Source organism: Amycolatopsis sp. BJA-103, from assembly GCF_002849735.1.
Lineage (GTDB): Bacteria > Actinomycetota > Actinomycetes > Mycobacteriales > Pseudonocardiaceae > Amycolatopsis.
In genome coordinates this window covers 7820831-7839350 of record NZ_CP017780.1, presented here as the reverse complement: position 1 = coordinate 7839350, position 18520 = coordinate 7820831, and the positions used below count along the sequence as shown (strand labels likewise).

Genomic DNA, 18520 nt, shown 5'->3' with positions numbered 1-18520 from the left:
GCTTCGTTCAGATCTCGTAGCCGTCGATCACGGTGGGCGCGACCGGGGACAGATGGTCGTCGCCGCGTTCGGTGACCAGGCCGCGGGCCATCCGGTACACCTTGAATTCGTTGTCGTGTGCGGGATCCTGGTCGTCCCAGACGTGCAGGAGACCGTAGGAGCCGGGCGCGAGGTCGCCGACGCGGGTGAACAGGTCCACCAGCTCCGGCGCGATGGCCGTGCCGTGCTTGTCCATCCCGCCCAGATGCAGCACCGGCACCCCGGCGGCCCAGCGCAGGTCCACCAGATCGCCGTCGTCGAAATCGCGGACGGCGCGGTGCACCCGTTCGACGATGCGCTCGAGCAGCGCCGCGTCATCGTCGCCGGAAGGGCTCGCTTGGATGGTCACCCACCCGTGATATTCGAACACCTGCCTGAGTTTAGGCAGGTCCGCCCGCCGGACGGCGGTCAGCCCGCCATCGCGGCCGGCGCGCCGTCACGCCGCAGCGCGTTCTTGAAGACCCTTTCGCCGTGCTGCTCGAAGGCGGGCACGAGCTTCTCGCCGTAGACGCACAAGGTCCGTTCCCAGGGATGCCCGAGCGTGCCGAAGCGGAAGTCGTTCGCCAGGAACATGTGATAGTCGGTGCGCGGGAACACCGGGACCGGCCACGGGTCGAGCGCGGCGTGCCGATGCGGGTAGAAGCGGTACGACTGGTGCTGCCAGTGCAGCACCCACACCCACTCGTCCTCGGCGACGCAGTCCTTCAGTGCCGAGAGCGCGACACGGGCGACGTCGTTCTGCTCGACGGCGTACGGGCCGAGCCGGAATTCGGCCGACGAACGGTCCAGTCCCCCGGGCGCGAGATCCCACGCGACCGAGGGAGCGGGCTCACGGAAGCCCGGCCACGCGTGCGCGTAGGTACTCGGCCAGAACGCGAGCTTGTCGTAGACCCAGTACCAAGCCGGCTCATCTGTGACCCTGGAGACGGCTTCCCAAGCGTTGTTCACGAGCGACCCTCGGTGGTTCGGCCGATTAAGACTGGGAAAGCTTCGTGTTCAAGGCTCAAGTTGTCCAGCTCGTGGGCATACTCCGTGCAACTGTCACCTGATCAGGTGTCTTGCGCCGCCGCCGGAACCGTGAGAATGACGGTGTGTGAACGGCGAGCCCACCGAATGCGGGCTCGCCGTCGCTCGATCACGCGGCCGCCTCCCAAAGGCTCATGAAGGCCGAGGCCTCACTCCGTACCCACGGCCGCACCTTGTCGCGGTCTCGCGGCGACAACGCGAACTCCTTCGACCGCCGGACGTCGATCACCAGCGGGCGCCCGCCCGGCCGCAGCTCGTCCATGGTCTGCTCCAGCAGCCACAGCACCAGCTGCGCCGCGTCCCGGCTCAACGGCTCCTCCTTGAAGTAGAGCCAGGTCACGTGGACCGGGCCGTCGCCCTTGCGCAGGCCGAGGTGCGGATTGATGCCCACCTCGAGCGTGCCGAGCCGCCACCGGGACCGGCCGACCTCGGCCAGCCGCAGGTCACGGCGCCCCAGGTAGCGCAGCCAGCCGTTGGCGATTTCGGTGTAGTGCGGCCGCGTGCGCTCGTCCGCGTTCTCGACGAGGGCGCGCATGACCTCGCGATCCCGCCCGGAAATCCGTCCGGCACGGATCGCGTTCGCGGCGCGGAGGTAGAAGTTGAACCCGCCCCGGGCCGGGTCCTCGTACTGACGGCGCCAGCGCCGGACGAAGGAGGAACGTGAGGGACCCGAGCTCGTGCTGTACCCCACGAACGTGGGCAGGGTGATGTAGGCCATCCGTGTCTGCCTTTCGCCGCTGTTCCTGCTGTACAACGACCATTTTAGAACACATGTACGACAGAAACCGGCGCCTTACGGGTGACGTGGGCCAGGAGGCCAGGGACCTTCGAGCAGCTCGGCCGATTCTTCGAGGATCGGCACTTCGCAGACGTCCCTCGGGGTGAGATCGGTCGGGATCCAGTTGTCGAGCATCGCCGACCAGCGGGTGATCCCCCGCAGCGACGACGGGGAGCCGAGCAGCTCACCGACCTCGCTGACCAGCGCGCCACCGGCCGCGGGCGAGAGGTCGCCCTTGACCATCGCGGTGAGCCAGCCGTGGATCAGCAGCCAGCGGGCGTCCGTCGGATCGGCGGGCAGTTCGAGGCCGAGCTCGTCGACTACCTGACAGAACGCCTTGTCGACAGCGTCTTCGGCCGAGGACTCGAGGCCGGCGAGCAAGGCAAGAGAAGGGGCGTCGAGTCCGGCGACGATCGCGTCCAGCCCGGCCTCGACCAGGTGGGACGTGCGGACGTCACGTCCGGCGAGCCTGCCGATGGCCAGCTCGCGCAGCGCGCCGCGACACGCGTCGATTTCCGTCACCGGGCACTTCCCACGTCAGCCACCGTACCGGCGGGACCGGTCCGCCGCCTCTGACCTGCCGAAAGAGCATCACACCGTGGACAGCCGCGGGGTGATCCGGACGTCGAGAACGGCTTCGAGGGCATGCGCCAGCCTTTCCAGCACCGGAATGGTCGGGACGGTTCCCCCCGCCTCGAACCGCGCGACGGCGGACTGCGTCATCCCCGCCTCGGCGGCGAGCCTCGCCTGGGTCCAGCCACGCGCCTCACGCATTTCACGCACGGTTTTACCAAGGCCGTAGGCCAGTTTCGCGGCCTCGTACGCGTCGGCGGCGCCCGGCTCGGCCATCCGCCGCTCGCGTAGCCGCCGCCAATCGGTCCGCTCGGCCATCGTCCTCACTCCCCACCATGCTCGTCAGTCGTATGCCTTCGAGCGACACAGCGCCACATCGCCTTCCGCGCCCGTCGCACCTCACGCTCTTCGCGCATCCGGGTCTTCCGGAACTCGGTCAGCAACACGATCCGCCTGCCGGACGCGATCCAGTAGGTGATCCGCACTGCTTCCCCGTCCAGATGGAACCGCAATTCCCGCAACTTGCCGTCGAGTTGGCGCGTGTACGGCTCGCCCAACAACGGCCCCTGCTCCGCGAGCAGGTCCACGTAGAAGGCCACTGTCGCGAAGTGCGCCGTGGACAAACTTTCCAGCCAGTCACGAACCTCCGGTTCGAGCTCCACGGTACCCCACATCATAGCTTCGATGCTATATATGCAGGTGAGGACACTTTCGAGCGATCTGTGTGCGTCTTCGCAAACGGCGGGCAACGACCCGAAGATCACGCATGATCCGTGCTGGACCGGGTCGTGAATGGACGCAAGAATGTGGAAAGACCACATCAACCACCCATAAGGGTGCATGCAAGACTGGCTGCCCACACCCGGCGGCAGGGGGGCCAAATGAGCTGGCAAGACGAGCTTCGACAGCTGGACGTCGAGCTGGCCGCGGGTCGCATCGGGCACGCCGAACACCGCAGGAAGCGCGACGAGCTCCTGGCCGAGGCCTCCGGCGGGACGATGCCGTCGCCGGTCCCCTCGCCGCTGCGACGTCCGGGCGGGGCATGGCACAGCACCAATCCCGCCGCCCGGCCGGTCGAGATGCCCACCGTCACGGTCCCGCAGCCCCAGCCGTACCAACAGCCCCAGCAGGCCTACGCGCCTCCTCCGCCGCCGCCGGAACAGCGCACTCAGCCTTTCGACACCGAGAAGCCCCGGCCGCGCGAAAAGAAGCCCGTCCCCCGGATCGCGGACCACAAGACGACCGCGCCCTCCCCCGCCGACATCAATCCGACGGTGTACCTGCGCGCCGAGCCACCTCCGATCAGGGACAAGCCGTCGACCCGTCAGCTGAACCGGCCGCTCCCGCCGCTGGCCCCCGAACCCGGTCCGCGGCACCACGCTCCGGCCGAGGACTACGCGGTCGTCGGCAAGCGCAAGCCGACTTGGCTGTTCATCGGCGCCGGCGTGCTGGTCGTGCTGGCGCTGATCATCGGCGGAACGCTGTGGCTGGGTTCGTCGCCGTCCTCGAACGTCGCCGAGCGGCCGCCGTCGCCGAGCATCGCCCAGCCGCCGGACGGGCTCACGCCGTCGGGCCAGCCCAACAGCGCCCAGACGCCGTTGGAAGACCGGCTGCCCGCGCTGCCGGGAACGCCGTCGAAGAACAACTCGACGATGTCGGTCGCGAAGGGCGTCGAGCTCAATCTCTACTCGAGGGCCGCGGGCGATTACCTCGCGTCAAAGAACGTCGCATCGATCACCCACAAGGGCTCGAACGAGGGTACGAACGGTTACCTCGTCCTGGTGATCCCGGCGAACGACGCGAAAGACGCCGCCGCGATCGTCAAGTACTTCCGGGAGAATTCGATCAACGCCGGACTGCGCGAGCAGCGCGTCGGTGACCGGCTCGCCCTCGTCGGCGCGAACAAGAACGGCCAGCTCAGCGGCATCGGTTACGTCTCCGGGACGATGGCCGTGACGACCTGGGTCTCGCAGCCGCTCGGCGGCGACCCGAAGGCGCTCGACACCCGGCTGGAGCAGACTCTGACCTCCTTGGACACCGTTCTCCCGGCGAGCTGAGAAGCGCGGGTCGCGGGGAGATCACGATTCGACCCGCGAGGGCGGACCTAGTCCGGGCAGTGCAGAATGTGCGAGGTCACCGCAGTGGTGGTATCGCGAAGGCCGGGAGCGGGGCTCCCGCCGGAATCGGATAAGGGGGCCGGTGGTGTCCTGGCAGGAAGAGCTGCGCAATCTGGACGAGGAGCTCGCATCGGGACGGCTCTCCGCGGACGATTACCGGCTCCGCCGTGACCAGGTGCTGTCCTCAGCGGTCGCGTACGGCGACCCGGCCCAGCAGCAGGTCCAGCAGCCCGGCCAGCAGCCGCAGCAGCCCTTCCAGCAGCAGCCGCCTCCCGCCGCTCCGCAGCAGCAGGCGCCGCAGCAGTCCGGCCAGCAGGCCAGCGCCGACTCGACCCAGATCATCGCGCCGGTGAACCAGCCCCCGCAGAGCGGTGAGGGCGAGCGCACCCAGGTCGTCTCGAACTGGCAGCAACAGCAGGCCGATCCGAACCGCACCCAGGTCGTGCCGCCGATGGCGTCCCCCGCGGGCGGTTTCCCGCAACAGGGGCATGCGTCCCCGGCGGGCGGCTTCCCCCAGCAGGGCCAGGCCTCGCCCGCGGGCGGCTTCCCCCAGCAACAGCACCAGCACGGCTACCAGCAGCAACAGCCGCAGCAGCCGCAGCAGCAGGGTTGGACCGACACCGACGCCAGCCCGCCGTGGGGTGGTTCGGACTTCCCGCCGATCTCGCCGGTCGGCAGCACGGAGTGGGTCAAGCAGGGCCCCGAGCTGTTCGAAGACAAGCCCAAGGGCAAGGGCGGCAAGATCGCGATCATCGCGATCGTCGCCGTCCTGGTGCTCGCCGGTCTGGGCGTCGGCGGCTACTTCGCCTTCAAGGGCGGCGGTGACGAGCCGGCGGATCCGACGGCCCAGCCGCAGCCGACCCAGTCGCAGAACGCGCCTCCGACGTCGTCGGCCAAACCGAAGACGCCCGAAGAGCTGCTGTTCGAGAAGATCCCGGAGCAGTCCGGTGAGGAAGACTCGAAGAGCGGCGCGATCCCCGCGACCCAGCTCACCGAGCTCGCCGGCCTGGAGAAGGGCGAGGCCGACCTCGTCATCGCCGCGGGCGTGAAGCAGGTCGCGTACCGGGGCTCGCAGAAGCAGCCGGACGAGACCGGTCCGCAGCCGGCGAAGATCTCGGTCACGGTCATCCCGCTGACCAGCCCCGGCGCCGCCAGTGACCTGGTCAAGCAGCTGCGCCAGTACCAGACGGGCAACGGCTTCGTGCAGATCACCGAGCCGCTGCCGGGCATGCCGCCGAAGCTGAACTTCCAGAAGAAGATCGGCAGCGACAAGGGCGCCTACCGCGGCACCTGGATCAGCGGCAACAACATCGTCCGGGTGGACATCCTGCAGAACCCGCTCGGCGGGGAAGACGGTGAGAAGGCGTTGAGCGGCACGTACCAGCGTGCGGTGAAGAAGACGCTGGAAAACTACGCCGTCACCAGCTAATCGATGACCGCCGAGAAGGCACGGCTGCTCACGACTCTGCTCTCCCTCGCCGGGGACACCGGTTCGCTGTCCGACGAGCTGCACTTCGCGGGCTGGGATGCCACCGAGAGCGTCGCGCTCGACCACGGCACCGCGAACGTCCTCCGGGCGCTCGTGCTGCCGAAAGCGGCGAGGGTCCTCGAAGTCGGTGCCGGTTTCGGCGGTCTGACGCGGTATCTGGGCGAGGTCTCGGAGAGCGTGCACGCCGTCGAGGCCGACCCGGTCCGCGCCGCCGCGGTGCGGTTCCGCACCCGCGACCTCGGCACCGTGACGGTGTCCGACCGGCTGGTCACCGAGACCTACGACTTCGCCGTCGTCCAGCAGCCCTACGCGACGCGGAACCTGCTGGACTGGGTTCGCGAGCAACTGTCGCCGACCGGCGCCGTCGTGGTGCTGACGTCTTCGCGTGGTGTCACCGGGACGCTCGCGGCGGCGGGTCTCGAAGTGCAGCGTGAGCTGCTTTGTTCTCCAGGTCACGAGGTCGCCCGCGCGGTTCGCGGCGCGCAGATCGACGCCGAACTGCCCCGCCTGTCGGCCGCGATCAGCGGCGGTCCCGCGAACGGCCTCGCCCTGCTGTGCGGCCCCGGCGCCGCTTCGCTCTGGCCCGCCTACCGGCTCGCGACCTACTTCAACACCGCCGAGCGCGCGGCGTTCGCCTGCACGCGCGCCGACGTCGTGCGCACCGGGGAGGGCGCCGAAGTCCGCCGCACGCCGCTCGTCCCGTCGCCGCCGGTCGCCAGGATCTCGGTCGGACCGTGCACGGACAAGGTGTACGACGCCCCGACGATGGTCGAGGTGCTGCTCGACGAGCCGGAGCGTGTCGCGGAACTGCTCACCGGCTGGCGGGATCTCGTGCGCGCGGAGGCCGCGCGCGGGGTCGAGGCGCTGTGGGATCTGGTGCCGCACAACGTGCTCGTCGACGGCGCGACGCTGCGCCCGATCGACCTCGAATGGCGGAACGCGGGCACCGGAGTGGCCGAAGTGGTCGAGCGCGGAGTGCTTGTGCTGGCCGACAAACTCGCCGACGCGGGCTGGTCCGCGGCGGCGGACGACGGCTCGATGCGCGACCTGGCCTGCTGGCTCGGCGTGCTGATCGGCCTCCATCCCTCCTTTGTGGACGGTGCGACGGCGCGTGAGGTCGACTTCTCGGTGATCGGCTCGAGCGGCACCGTCCACGGCACGCACGAGGTGCGTGAGGCCATCGCCGAGATTTGGCGAAAGCGCCTCCAACGGAGGCCCCACGGGTACCGTTCAACCGACGTCGGCGCCGGTGTGGCGGCGAACGAAGACGAGGTAGCGAAGCGATGACGAGCCTGCATACCGCCGGCATCCTGACCCCGGACCGGCCGGTCGGGCACCTGTTCGAGCTCCGGGGCTGGACGACCGGGATCAGCCGGATCGACGAGATGTCCGTGACCATCGCGGACGTCGAGGCGAACCTGTTCCCCGAGCCGTGCCCGGGCGCGCCCGAAGGCACTTTCGGCTGGCGTGCCGTCCCGGCCACCTGGGTTCCCGCGGGCACCCAGGACATCGTCGTCGCCGGCCCGGACGAACGCGTGCTGAACCAGGCGACCGTCCACGTCGGAACGCTGCCGGGTGAAGAACCGCTGTGGCTGGGCGAACTCGAAGCGCCGAAGCAGGGCAAGGTCGCCGAAGGACACGTCGTCTACGTGACCGGGTGGGCCATGTTGCAGGGCCGCGCGCCGAGCTTGATCGAGGTCATGGTCGAAGGCGGCGGCACGGTCAGCGCGCGCACCCGCCTGCCGCGCAAGGACGTGCCCAAGGAATTCCCCGGCTTCGACGACGCCGCTGTCAGCGGGTTCGAGGCTTGGGTGCCCGTCGACCTCCCGTACGGCGAAGAGCGGACGCTGTCGCTTCGCGTCCGGTACCGCACCGAAGGCGTCGGCGAGGTCGTGTCGGCGAAGCGCACCTTCACGCTTCGCAACCCCGTCGCGGACCCGGACGACGCCGAGCTTTCCGACGAACTCGCCGGTGACACCGCCCGCGCGATGGCACGCGTGAGCATCCCGACGGATCCGAAGCACGTGCTGGTGTTCACGCACAGCCTCGGCGTCGGCGGCGGGCAGCTGTGGCTGCAGGAACTGCTGAGCCGGATGGTGACCGACCACGGCTGGCAGGTCAGCCTGGTCAGCGAAACCGACGGCCCGCTGCGCGCGGACTGCCACGAACTCGGCATCCCCGTCCATGTCACGACGCACTACCGGAACCAGACCGTCCCGGCCTACGAAGGTCACGTCGCCGAGCTGGCGCGCTTCGCGAAGTGCTCCGGAGCGGGCGTCGCGCTCGTCAACACTCTCGGCGGCTTCGTCGGCGCGGACGCGGCGAAGCGCGCCGGAATGCCGACGGCGTGGGTCATTCACGAGAGCTTCTCGCTGCCCGCGTTCGCGTACCAGAACTGGGGCCCGGTGAAGCCGCCCGCCGCGGTTTGGCAGCGCTGGGAAAGCACGCTCGCCGAGGTCGACAGGCTGCTGTTCGTCGCGGACGCGACGCGCGAGATGTTCCTCCCGTACAGCAAGCCGGAACGCTGCCGGACCGTCCGCTACGGCACGCCGATGCACAAGTTCGGCGGCCGGACGCGGTCGGAGACACGGCGGCAGGCGCGGAACATGCTCGGCTACTCGCCGGACGACATCGTGCTGGTCAACATCGGCATCGCGGAATCCCGCAAGGGACAGGCGCCGCTGATCTCGGCGATGGAACGGATCCACAAGGTCCACCCCGAGGCGAAGCTGTCCGTCGTCGGCCTGCACCCGTCGCCGTACGGGCTGGCGATGGAGGAATCGGTCGAGCGCGCCGGGCTGGAGAAGTCGGTCAGCCTGGTGCCGATCCAGCCGGATCCGCTGCGCTGGCTGCAGGCCGCGGACATCTTCGTGAACAGCTCCGACATCGAGTCGCTGCCGCGTTCGATCCTCGAAGCCGTCTGCTGCGGCGTCCCGGTCGCGGCGACCGACGTGTTCGGCGCGCGGGAGATGATCGTCGACGGCGAGACGGGCTGGCTGTTCGAGACCAACGACGTCGACGCGCTGACAGCGGCGTTGCTGCGCGCGCTGGGCACGTCGGCCACGCGCCGCCGCGAGATGGCCAAGGCCGCGCACGAGAAGCTGCTGCCGTGGCTCGACCCGGCGGGCTACGCGCGCGAGTACTCCGAAATCCTGACCGAACTGAGTGGGGGCGTTCATGTCTGACACCGACATTCCCGGCCGTGTCCAGGCCGAGCTGACCCGCCTCCGGGCCGAGCGGCAGGTTTTCACCGCCGAACAGGACCGGCTGAAGGCGAAGCTGGCCGACACCGAGCACGAGCTGCGCGAAGCCACCGCCGCCGCCGCGCCGAACGAGTCCGCCGAGGCGAACCAGGCTGTGTTGAATCAAGAGCTGGCTTCGCAGCGAGAAGAACTCGACGTCGCCAAGGCGCGTCTGCAGGCGCTCGAAGCCGAAGTCCTGCTCGCCCACCAGCAGCGTGACTCGCTGCGCGCGGAGTTGAAGACCTGCCGCGAGGAGCGGGACAAGCTGCGGCTCGCGCTGCTCGACGCCGAACTCGTGGTCTCGGCGGGTGTCGTCGACGCGGACATCCTGCCCGGTGGCGAGCCGTCGGCCGACCGGCAGCGCCTGCTCAACGCCGAACGTCTCGCCGCCGAGATGGCCCGCGAGCTCGACGCCACGCGCCGCACCGTCAGCTGGCGGGTCACCGCGCCGCTGCGGGTCGTGCGGAAGAAGATGGACCGGCCGTGACCGAACTCTGCTTCGTCTCCGCCGAGGGCGGTTCCGCCTTCATGGAGGAGCTCCTGGAGGTGGTCGCCGACGCCGTCCGCACGGCGGGCGGCAAGGCGCGGACGGCGGTCGGCAAGTACCCCGAGGCCGGCGGCGACACCGTGTACGTCGTCGTCCCGCACGAGTACTTCGTGACCGCCCCGGACGCCGACTTCCCGACCGCCGACCAGTGCCGTCGCACCATCGGGTTCTGCGTGGAGCATCCCGGCACCGCGACCTTCGAGCGCAACGCCGAACTGCTCTCCATCCTGGGCGGCGCCGTCGACATCAACCAGGATTCGACCGCCGAACTGCGGCGGCGCGGGATCACCGTCGAGCATTTCCAGCTCGGCTACAGCCCGCTTTGGGACCTGTGGGGCGGCGATCTCGACCGTCCGCGCGACCTCGACGTCACCTACCTCGGCACGGCCGAGCGGCGGCGTTCGGTGCTGCTCGGCTCGTACGCGCGGGACCTCGCCGGGCTGCGGACGCGGCTGCTGACCCCGCCGCACGAGCCGATGACCGCCGCCCGCGTCGACTTCCTGCCGGGCAAGGCGAAGTTCGAGCATCTCGCGCGGTCGCGGTTCCTGCTGAACCTGCACCGTGAGCAGAAGCAGACCCTGGAGTGGGTGCGGACGCTCGAAGCGATGACCAACGGCTGCGTGGTGGTCAGCGAGACCTCCTCCGAGGTCGAGCCGCTGGTCCCCGGCGAGCACCTGGTGCTGGCCAGGCCCGAGGCGCTGGGCTCGGTCGTCGCCGCGCTGGCCGACGAGCCCGAACGGGAACGGCACCTGCGTTCGGCCGCCTACGGTTTCGTGAAGTCGCTGGACATGACGGCGTCCGCGCGGCGGCTGATCGACCTGGCGTCTTCGCTGGGTTCGACGCCGGCCGCGGACCTCGCCCCGGCGCGGGCCCTCGCGACGAGCCTGCGGAACCCGGAGAACGCGCTTGCCGTCGACACGCCGTCTTTCGACGCGCGGTTCGCGGGTGACCGGTCCGCCGGTGGCCCGGCCTCGGCACGCGGGACGGCGTTGTCGGCCCGGATCGCACAGCGCGCGGCGGGGGCCCGGCGGGTCGCCACCCGGCGCTGGGAGTCCGCGGCGGTCTCGCCGTCGGGCTCCGCCGACGTCGACGTGCTGATCGTGCGCCGGACCGGCGAAGTCGACCCGGACGATCTGGCGAACGACCTCCTCACGGGCAGCGTGCGGCCCCGGAAGGTGCTCGTCGGCGAGGACGGCGTGCACCCGTGGCCGCGGCCGCGCCCGTACGACACGCTGCTGCACGACACCCCGCTCGGCCGCGGGCTCACCCGGAACTCCCTGCTGGAGCGCTCGACGGCGTCGTGGCTGCTGGTGCTCGACGGCGGGATGCGGGCCTCGGAGTTCCTGCTGGAGCGTTTGCTGGCCGCTTCGGCGGACGCCGACGTCGTGCACTGCCCGGTCGCGGATCCGGTGGACGGCCTGGTCGGCGCGCTGCCGCCGGAGGAGCGGCGCCTGCGGACGCTGCCGTACCTCGGCAGCGGATATCTGGTGCGGCGGTCGCTGGTCGACGAGCTCGGCGGGTGGAACTCCGAGGTGCTGTTCGAGGGCCTGGAGGATCACCTGTTCTGGCGGCGGGTGGCCGCCGCGTCGCGGCCGACGACGCTGGTGCAGCAGGTCTTGCTGCGGCGGCTGCGGCCGGATCCGGACTCGCGGCCGATGGACCTCGACCCGCATCGGGTTTGGGCGGCCGTCGACAGCGCGCTTTAGCCCACCTCGCGTGCAATGAAAGGCCCGTTACTTGCAAATTTTGCAAGTAACGGGCCTTTCATTGCACTGGGGGTGGGCGCGGCGTTAGCCCGTAAGTGTGAGTTAGGCCGTGTCGGTGAACGTCCTCCCCCGGTGATGCGCCTTATAGGCAGAGCATCGGAAGCCTTCGGATGCCGGACGAGGAGGAGCCACCATGGCCTGGGAAATCGCCCTGGTCGCCGCGCTGGCCGTCGTGTTCGTCATCAGGCTCGCGCTGCAGCTGAAGCGCGGCTGACCTCGTCCGATCACTGTCTTGCGCACCCCGCGGCGCAATGAATGAGGTGAACGGGACTTTCCTCGAGGATCACCCGGTGAAAGTCCCGTTTCACCCCATCGCCACCCGTCTTCCGAGGCGCATCTGCGGAATCCGCCGCGGCCGTGCGGCGCGGGCCGGAGAAAGCGGAGGGCCGTCCTCGCGCAAGCGCTTCTTCACGTGGATCGTCTTGTACCCCGTGCTCAGGTAGCCCTCGTTCTTCAGTTTCGCCATCTCGGCGTTGACCGACGCCGGCGAAGCACCGATCGCGGAGGCGATGTCCGTGTGATTCAGGCCGACGTCGATGACGACGCCGCTTTCGCCGGGGACCCCGTAGAGCGCCTGCAACCGGGTCAGGAACGCGGTCAACCGGCACCGGACCTTGGCCGTCGCGAAACCCAGGGCGACGTTCCGCAGCCGCAGCCGGACGGCCAGGTCCAAGGCGATCAAGGCCATTGCTTGCTTGTCGTCGTCGAGAAAGCCGTGGAACGCGTTCTGCGGGACCTCCAGCACGCGGACCGGTTTCGTGGCGACGAACGAGAGGTGACTCGACCGTCTGGCCAGGCAGTCTTCGACGCCGAGGACGTCGCCGGCGCCGAGCAGGTCCACGATCATCGGCGACGTGCCGCCCTGGGCCGCACGGATCGCCTTCACGAAACCGGAGCGCAGGATCAGCACCGGGGGCGCCGGATCGCCTTGGTTGAGCAGCGTCGTACCCGTCGCGTAGTCCACGTGCTTGCCGAGTTCGAGCAGCCGCTGCCGCTGCCGTTCGGTGACCGCCGCCAGGAAATCCCCGCCCATCAGCCCACCACCGCCGCGAACGCGTAGAGGATCGCCGGGAGCCCGGCCACGAGCGCCGCGACCGCCCCGATGACCTTCGCCGGCTGAGCGACCTTTCCCGCGAGCAGGAGCCGGGTGAGGATCGCGGCGAAAACGATGTAGGCGAGAACGACGACGCCCGCGGTGACCACGAGAAGCGGATCAGGAGTATTTGTCGTCAATAGTGACTCCCAGTGAGAGAAGAAAAGTGAATCTGGTTCTTGCCCGGCTGGGTGAGAATCACATCAGGTAGGTGACACCGCCGCTCTGCCGTTCCGCCGAAGACTAGTGCTCAGCGGCATTACGAGAAAGCAACCGGACCTCCGCGAAACCCGTCCAGGGAGCCTCCGAAAGGCCATTTCGCGACGGAAAGTGACCGCCATTCCGTGCGGCGACTTGAGAAAAAATCACGCACCGTGCACGAAGGCAGAGGGAGTTCCGACGTGATACCACCGGATTAGTCAGGAAATCAGCACAAGCAGTACGTGCGTATGCTTTCGAATCGCCCACCGGAACGCGGCAGCCGCCAGATCGGCACCCTGGTGGAGACGAAGATACGGCGAGAATGACAGCCCGGCCGATCTTCCCTCTTACTCCGCCCGGGACGTGCATCTGCACGTGCAATTCCTTGAATTAACTGAGCGTCAGCATTACGACATGCTTGACGACTCCCCGTGATCGCGAGGGTTTTTCGGCAATCTCAGCTTTTTGGGGGGAATCCGCCCGGTCCGGATAACGCGGTGGGGATTAACGATCAACCCCGGCGAGGGCTGACCAGCCCGGATTCGTAGGCCAGCACCACCAGCTGCGCCCGGTCCCGCGCCCCGATCTTGGTCATGATGCGGCTGACGTGCGTGCGCGCGGTGGCCGTCGAGATCACCAGATGCGCGGCGATCTCGTCGTTCGACATGCCGCCCGCGACCAGGCCGAGGACCTCGCGTTCGCGGTCGGTGATCTCGCGGACGGCGCTCACGTCGATCCGGCGGTTCTCCGGCCGGTCGACGAACTCCGCGATCAGCCGCCGGGTCACGGTCGGCGCCAGCAGCGCCTCCCCCGCGGCGATCACCTTCAGCGCCCGCAGCAGCTCCACCGGATCGGTGTCCTTCAGCAGGAACCCGCTCGCGCCGGCGCGCAAGGCCTCGTAGACGTACTCGTCGACGTCGAAAGTGGTCAGGACCAGGACTTTCACTCCGGTCAGCTCGGGATTCGCGGTGATCCGTCTCGTCGCTTCGAGCCCGTCGACGCCGGGCATCCGGATGTCCATCACGACGATGTCCGGCCGGTGCTCGACGGCGGCCGCGACGGCCTGGTCACCGTCACCGGCCTCGGCACAGACCTCGAAGCCGTCTTCGGTCTCCAGCAACACCCGGAAACCGGCGCGCACGAGCACCTGATCGTCCGCGAGGACCACTCGGATCATCGTTCCCCCTCGATCGGTAGTTCCACGCGAACCTGGAACCCGCCGTCCACCACGGACGTCGTGAGCGCGCCGCCCAGCGCGGCCGCCCGTTCGGACATCCCGCGCAGCCCGTGGCCGGGCGCGGGTTCGACGGCGCCACGGCCATCGTCGCGGACGAGCAGCGTCAGCGCACCGGTTTTCCGCTCGAACCGGACGTCGACGCCCCGAGCCTGGTTCGCGTGGCGGACCACGTTCGTCAGCGATTCCTGCAGGATCCGGTACGCGGCACCGTCGACCGGCGCGGGCAGCTCGCCCGGTTCGCCGTCGACGCGCACCTCCAGCCCGGCGGCCCGCGCGTGCTCGAACAGCTCGTCGGCCTGGGCGAGGCTCGGCGCGGGCGCCTTGTCCTCCCCGGAACGCAGCACGGCCAACGTCGCGCGAAGGTCCTTCAGCGCCGAAGCACTCGCTTCCTTGATGTTCAGCAGCGCCTCTTTCGCCTGCTCGGGACGCCTGTCGGCGACGTGCGCGGCGACCCCGGCCTGGACGTTGATCATCGCGAGGCTGTGCGCCACGACGTCGTGCACTTCGCGGGCGATGGTGAGCCGCTCCTGCTCGGCCATCCGGTGCCGGTGCTCGTCCGCCTGCTCGCGGCGGGCCCGCGCGGCGGCCAGCCCGTTGCGCACCGCCGTCCCGATCCCGACGACCGCGATCACCCAGACCAGCCCCAGCCCGGCCCGCATGTCGAAGGCGCCGAACCCGTGCCGGACGAACAACACGACACCGGCGACCGCGAGCAGCGATCCGCCGGTGATCCCGGCGACCAGCGGGCCGCGGATCTTGGTGAGCACGAACAACGCGATCGTCGGCAGCACGATCGTCGGCCCGCCCGGGTTGCCGGACGCGTAGTAGCCCAGCGTCAGCGCGGAGGTGAGCAGGAAGATCGTCATCGGGAAGCGGTGGACGACCAGCAGTGGCACCGCGGTGGCGACCAGCCAGAGCACTCCGGCCGTGGTCAGCGACGGCGCGTCCGGCTGCCAGCGGGAGGCGCTGCTCGTGGCACCGAGGACGAACCCCAGCGGCAGCACCACGCGCAGCACGCGGCCCACCCAGGGGCTCCACGGAAACCGTTCTTTCAGCAGCACAAGACGAAAGCTACCCGGGGTGGAGGGGTATCGCGTCCGTTGGAAAGCGGCTTCCCGGCTACGCCGCGTGCGGTAGCCGCCGCAGGACCGACGTCATCATCAGCACCCCGCCGATCACCTGGACGACCAGCACTGACGCGTGCGCGGCGGATCCCAACGTGAAAGCGCTGATCAGGCCCCACGCTCCTGTGCCCGCCATCGCCCCGGCCCCGGTCCACACCAGGATCAGCCGCGGCCAGAACCGTCCTCGCGACACGGTCGCCAGTGCGATCACGGCCAGCACCCCGAGCACGGCGATCACCACGTCCTGGCCGCGGGCCGACAGGCCGCCGGAGCCGAACGCCCAGCTTCCGTGGCCGACCGCGGAAACGAGCGCCGCGGCGATACCGAGTCCGCCCGTCACGCCGATCGTCCCCGGCCGGACGGTGCCGGTGACGACGAACCACCAGCGGTCGCGGGCGTAGAGCACGAACGCGGTCAGCAGCAGCACTCCCTGCCAGGCGAATCCGCCGTAGACGACGGCCCAGACCCAGTTCTCCAGCGGCATCTCGGTCAGCTGGGTCTTCGTCAGGTCGGTGACGATCACCGGAAGGTTCAGCACGATCGGCGCGAGCAGCCCCGTGCCGATCCAGATCGGGAAGAGCACGAGCGGCGCGGGGATCCGGCGGCCCCAGGAGTAGGTGAACGCCAGCGCGAGCACCACCGCGACGACGTCCATCCCGCCGGTGAGCAGGTTGGCGAAGAGCATCAGCTTCGAGTCCACAAAGGACGGATCACGGAGGCCGAGGCTGCCGCCCGCGACCCAGGATGCCTTGAGGGTCAGGTACGGAAGCGTGCCGAGGATCGCCGCGTAGCAGACGATCAGGCGGGCACTGGAGATCTTGGGGGTGTCGACTGCTGCGGTCATGCTGTCAGCGTCGGCGTTCACGCCGCGGAAAAACTCCCTCGCGAGCCTGGTCCGCCTCCCTCCTCAGAAGGAAGTGGGCAGTTTCGCCGCGGTTTCCTCGTCCGCCGGGGTCAGCGTCGCCAGGGAGATCTCGGATCGCCGTCCGAGGTACAGGTACGAGAATTCGAACCGCAGCAGGCCCGCCTCCGGGTGCAGATACCGCTTGAGCACGATCCGCTCGGTGGAGACGTCGTGCTCCCTCCACATCCGCTCGAAGACGTCGGACTCCTGCCGCAGCCGCTTGACCAGGTTCTTCCACGCCGGTTCGGCGAGGTGCTCGGCCATCGCCGCCCGGAAACCGGCGACCACGCGGGGCAGGTTGGTCTCCCAATCCGGGAGCCTCCGCCGCCATTCGGGGTTGGTGAGGCACTGGATCAGGGTGTTGCGGTCCTCGAACGGGATCGCGTCGACGTCACCCATCAGCCAGTCGTAGGACCGGTTGTAGGCGAGGATGTCGCAGCGCGCGTTGCGCACGCAGACCGGGAACGGCTCCAGTTTCTCCATCATCCGGTAGACGTTCTGGCTGAGGATCTTGCAGTCCTTCTCCAGCGGCGGTTCGGGCGCGCCGGCGAGGGTGAACAGGTGCGTGTGCTCGTGCGGGTCGAGCCGCAGCGTGCGGGAGATCGCCTCCAGCACCTGCTCGGACGCGTTGATGTCGCGCCCCTGCTCTAGCCACGTGTACCAGGTGACCCCGACCCCGGCCAGCTGCGCGACCTCCTCGCGGCGCAGCCCCGGCGTGCGGCGCCTGCCGCTGATCGGCAGGCCGACCTGGTCCGGGGTGATGCGCTCGCGGCGGCTGCGCAGGAACGCGGCCAGTTCGTGTCGCCGTACGTCGGCCACCTGCGAATCGACGGTCATGGTCACCTCATCAGGTTCGCAAAGCTCGAAGCCGGTTACCAGGTAGTGGTAATACCAGGATAAACACACTCCTGGTACCAGGGTGGGGATCGGCTGATCGTAGTACTCATGACTTCGACGCAAGTTCCGGCGACGCTCACCCGCGTCGCCGCCGGACCGGCCCTGACCTCGGCGGGCCTGGTCACCGTGCTGCTGGGGGCGGCACTTCCACTCATCGACTTCTTCATCGTCAACATCGCCCTGCCCGCGATCGGTACCGATCTGCGTACCTCGTCGGCCACCTTGGAACTGGTGATCGCGGCCTACGGGATCGCGTACGCCGTGCTGCTCGTCGTCGGCGGACGGCTCGGTGACGCCTTCGGCCGTCGCAAACTGTTCCTGATCGGGCTGGCCGCGTTCACCGTCACTTCCCTGCTCTGCGGGATCGCCCCGACGGCGTTGACGCTGGTGCTGGCGCGGGCCGCGCAGGGGGCGGCGGCCGCGCTGATGCTGCCGCAGGTGCTGTCGATCATCCAAGCGACCACGACCGGCGAGCGCCGATCCAAGGCGCTGGGTCTCTACGGCGCCACCGCGGGGCTTTCGATGGTGCTCGGGCAGTTCCTCGGCGGGGCACTGGTCGCCGCCGATCTCTGGGGTACGGGCTGGCGGCCGATCTTCCTGGTCAACGTGCCCGTGGGGATCGCCGGTCTGATGATCGCGCGGCGCCTGATCCCGGAAAGCCGTTCGAGCGACCCGATCGGCATCGACCGCTCCGGCACCGTTCTCCTGGCGATCGCCCTGGTGTCGCTGTTGCTCCCGCTGGCGGAAGGGCCGGTGCTGAACTGGCCATTGTGGACGATCGTGTTGCTCGTGGTCTTCCCGTTCGCCGCGGCGGGCTTCGTCCACGTCGAACGCCGGATGGAACGCCAGGGCGGTGTTCCGCTGCTGCCGCCGTCGGTGATGCGGATGCCGAGTGTGCGGCAGGGATTGCTGGTCGGGATGCCGTTCTTCGTCGGCTTCAGCGCGTTCATGTTCGTGTTCGCGGTGACGCTGCAGGACGGCCTGCACCTCGGCCCGTTCGGCTCGGGGCTGGTGACGGCGCCGCTTTCGCTGGCGTTCTTCGCGATGTGCCTGGTCAGCAGCCGCCTGGTGACCAGGTTCGGACAGCGGGTCGTGTCCGTCGGCCTGTCGATCCAGTTGCTCGGGCTGCTGGTGCTGATCGGCACCGTGCTGCTGGGGTGGCCGGATCTGGGGGTGCTCGATTTCGCGCCCGGGATGCTGCTGTGCGGTCTCGGTCAGGGGCTCGCGATGACGACGGTGTTCCGGATCGTGCTGTCGAAGGTGCCACCGGAGATCGCCGGGGTCGGCAGCGGGATGCTGACGACGTCGCAGCAGGCGGCGATGGCGCTGGGGGTGGCGACGCTGGGGACGTTGTTCGCGTCCGTTTCGGCGGGGTCGCTCGGGATGAAGGGCGCGTTCACGCTGGTCATCGGGATTCAGGCGGTGCTGACGATCGGGGTGATCACGGTGGCGCGGCGACTGCCGGACCCGCGGGTTTAGAAAGTTCG

General features: G+C 69.3%; 19 protein-coding genes. 7 read left to right on the top strand and 12 right to left on the bottom strand.

The window, feature by feature from the left end:
- Positions 1 to 7: 7 nt before the first annotated feature.
- The 6 genes from BKN51_RS35125 to BKN51_RS35100 form a co-directional block, all read right to left on the bottom strand.
- Positions 8 to 409: an immunity 7 family protein gene (locus BKN51_RS35125; protein ID WP_101611687.1), complete on the bottom strand. Its 402-nt coding sequence runs from the start codon at positions 407 to 409 to the stop codon at positions 8 to 10.
- A 38-nt stretch (positions 410 to 447) separates the two neighbouring features.
- Complete coding sequence (locus BKN51_RS35120; protein ID WP_101611686.1) at positions 448 to 987, bottom strand: DUF2716 domain-containing protein; 540 nt, start codon at positions 985 to 987, stop codon at positions 448 to 450.
- A 187-nt stretch (positions 988 to 1174) separates the two neighbouring features.
- Entirely contained in the window at positions 1175 to 1783 is a 609-nt protein-coding gene (locus BKN51_RS35115) for a hypothetical protein (protein WP_101611685.1), read from the bottom strand.
- A gap of 75 nt (positions 1784 to 1858) precedes the next feature.
- Positions 1859 to 2365 carry a hypothetical protein gene (locus tag BKN51_RS35110; RefSeq protein ID WP_101611684.1) on the bottom strand — a complete coding sequence of 169 codons (507 nt, stop codon included), beginning with the start codon at positions 2363 to 2365 and terminating at the stop codon, positions 1859 to 1861.
- Between the two features lie 69 nt (positions 2366 to 2434).
- A complete protein-coding gene (locus BKN51_RS35105; protein ID WP_101613647.1) occupies positions 2435 to 2734 on the bottom strand; it encodes a helix-turn-helix domain-containing protein in 300 nt (99 codons plus the stop codon).
- A 5-nt stretch (positions 2735 to 2739) separates the two neighbouring features.
- On the bottom strand, positions 2740 to 3093 hold the full coding sequence (locus BKN51_RS35100; protein ID WP_101613646.1) for a type II toxin-antitoxin system RelE/ParE family toxin: 354 nt from the start codon (positions 3091 to 3093) through the stop codon (positions 2740 to 2742).
- 204 nt (positions 3094 to 3297) lie between these two features.
- On the opposite strand from BKN51_RS35100, the gene BKN51_RS35095 reads away from it, so the two are divergent.
- From BKN51_RS35095 to BKN51_RS35070, 6 genes are all read left to right on the top strand, one after another.
- Positions 3298 to 4473, top strand: a complete 1176-nt coding sequence (locus tag BKN51_RS35095) for a hypothetical protein (protein ID WP_101611683.1) — start codon at positions 3298 to 3300, stop codon at positions 4471 to 4473.
- Between the two features lie 142 nt (positions 4474 to 4615).
- Entirely contained in the window at positions 4616 to 5962 is a 1347-nt protein-coding gene (locus tag BKN51_RS35090; RefSeq protein ID WP_101611682.1) for a flagellar basal body-associated FliL family protein, read from the top strand.
- A 3-nt stretch (positions 5963 to 5965) separates the two neighbouring features.
- Complete coding sequence (locus BKN51_RS35085) at positions 5966 to 7309, top strand: methyltransferase (RefSeq protein WP_101611681.1); 1344 nt, start codon at positions 5966 to 5968, stop codon at positions 7307 to 7309.
- Complete coding sequence (locus BKN51_RS35080; protein ID WP_101611680.1) at positions 7306 to 9207, top strand: glycosyltransferase family 4 protein; 1902 nt, start codon at positions 7306 to 7308, stop codon at positions 9205 to 9207. Before BKN51_RS35085 ends, BKN51_RS35080 begins: the two co-directional genes overlap by 4 nt.
- Positions 9200 to 9751: a hypothetical protein gene (locus BKN51_RS35075; RefSeq protein ID WP_233223059.1), complete on the top strand. Its 552-nt coding sequence runs from the start codon at positions 9200 to 9202 to the stop codon at positions 9749 to 9751. Before BKN51_RS35080 ends, BKN51_RS35075 begins: the two co-directional genes overlap by 8 nt.
- The gene (locus tag BKN51_RS35070; RefSeq protein WP_101611678.1) at positions 9748 to 11517 is read left to right on the top strand and encodes a glycosyltransferase family protein; all 1770 of its coding nucleotides are present in this window, start codon (positions 9748 to 9750) and stop codon (positions 11515 to 11517) included. The genes BKN51_RS35075 and BKN51_RS35070 overlap by 4 nt, the downstream gene beginning before the upstream one ends.
- 364 nt (positions 11518 to 11881) lie before the next feature.
- Here the strand turns inward: BKN51_RS35070 and BKN51_RS35065 are convergent, their stop codons facing one another.
- From BKN51_RS35065 to BKN51_RS35045, 6 genes are all read right to left on the bottom strand, one after another.
- Positions 11882 to 12610, bottom strand: coding sequence for a Crp/Fnr family transcriptional regulator (locus BKN51_RS35065; RefSeq protein WP_101611677.1), 729 nt, complete (start codon positions 12608 to 12610; stop codon positions 11882 to 11884).
- Positions 12610 to 12810 carry a hypothetical protein gene (locus tag BKN51_RS43370; RefSeq protein WP_146044300.1) on the bottom strand — a complete coding sequence of 67 codons (201 nt, stop codon included), beginning with the start codon at positions 12808 to 12810 and terminating at the stop codon, positions 12610 to 12612. The genes BKN51_RS35065 and BKN51_RS43370 overlap by 1 nt, the downstream gene beginning before the upstream one ends.
- Positions 12811 to 13382: 572 nt before the next feature.
- Complete coding sequence (locus tag BKN51_RS35060; RefSeq protein ID WP_101611676.1) at positions 13383 to 14048, bottom strand: response regulator; 666 nt, start codon at positions 14046 to 14048, stop codon at positions 13383 to 13385.
- Positions 14045 to 15169: a sensor histidine kinase gene (locus tag BKN51_RS35055; RefSeq protein ID WP_101611675.1), complete on the bottom strand. Its 1125-nt coding sequence runs from the start codon at positions 15167 to 15169 to the stop codon at positions 14045 to 14047. Before BKN51_RS35055 ends, BKN51_RS35060 begins: the two co-directional genes overlap by 4 nt.
- Before the next feature lie 58 nt (positions 15170 to 15227).
- Positions 15228 to 16076, bottom strand: coding sequence for a hypothetical protein (locus BKN51_RS35050; protein ID WP_101613645.1), 849 nt, complete (start codon positions 16074 to 16076; stop codon positions 15228 to 15230).
- A gap of 63 nt (positions 16077 to 16139) precedes the next feature.
- Complete coding sequence (locus tag BKN51_RS35045; protein ID WP_101611674.1) at positions 16140 to 16973, bottom strand: helix-turn-helix transcriptional regulator; 834 nt, start codon at positions 16971 to 16973, stop codon at positions 16140 to 16142.
- A 108-nt stretch (positions 16974 to 17081) separates the two neighbouring features.
- Between BKN51_RS35045 and BKN51_RS35040 the strand changes: the two genes are divergently transcribed.
- Positions 17082 to 18512 carry an MFS transporter gene (locus BKN51_RS35040; protein WP_101611673.1) on the top strand — a complete coding sequence of 477 codons (1431 nt, stop codon included), beginning with the start codon at positions 17082 to 17084 and terminating at the stop codon, positions 18510 to 18512.
- Positions 18513 to 18520: the final 8 nt, after the last annotated feature.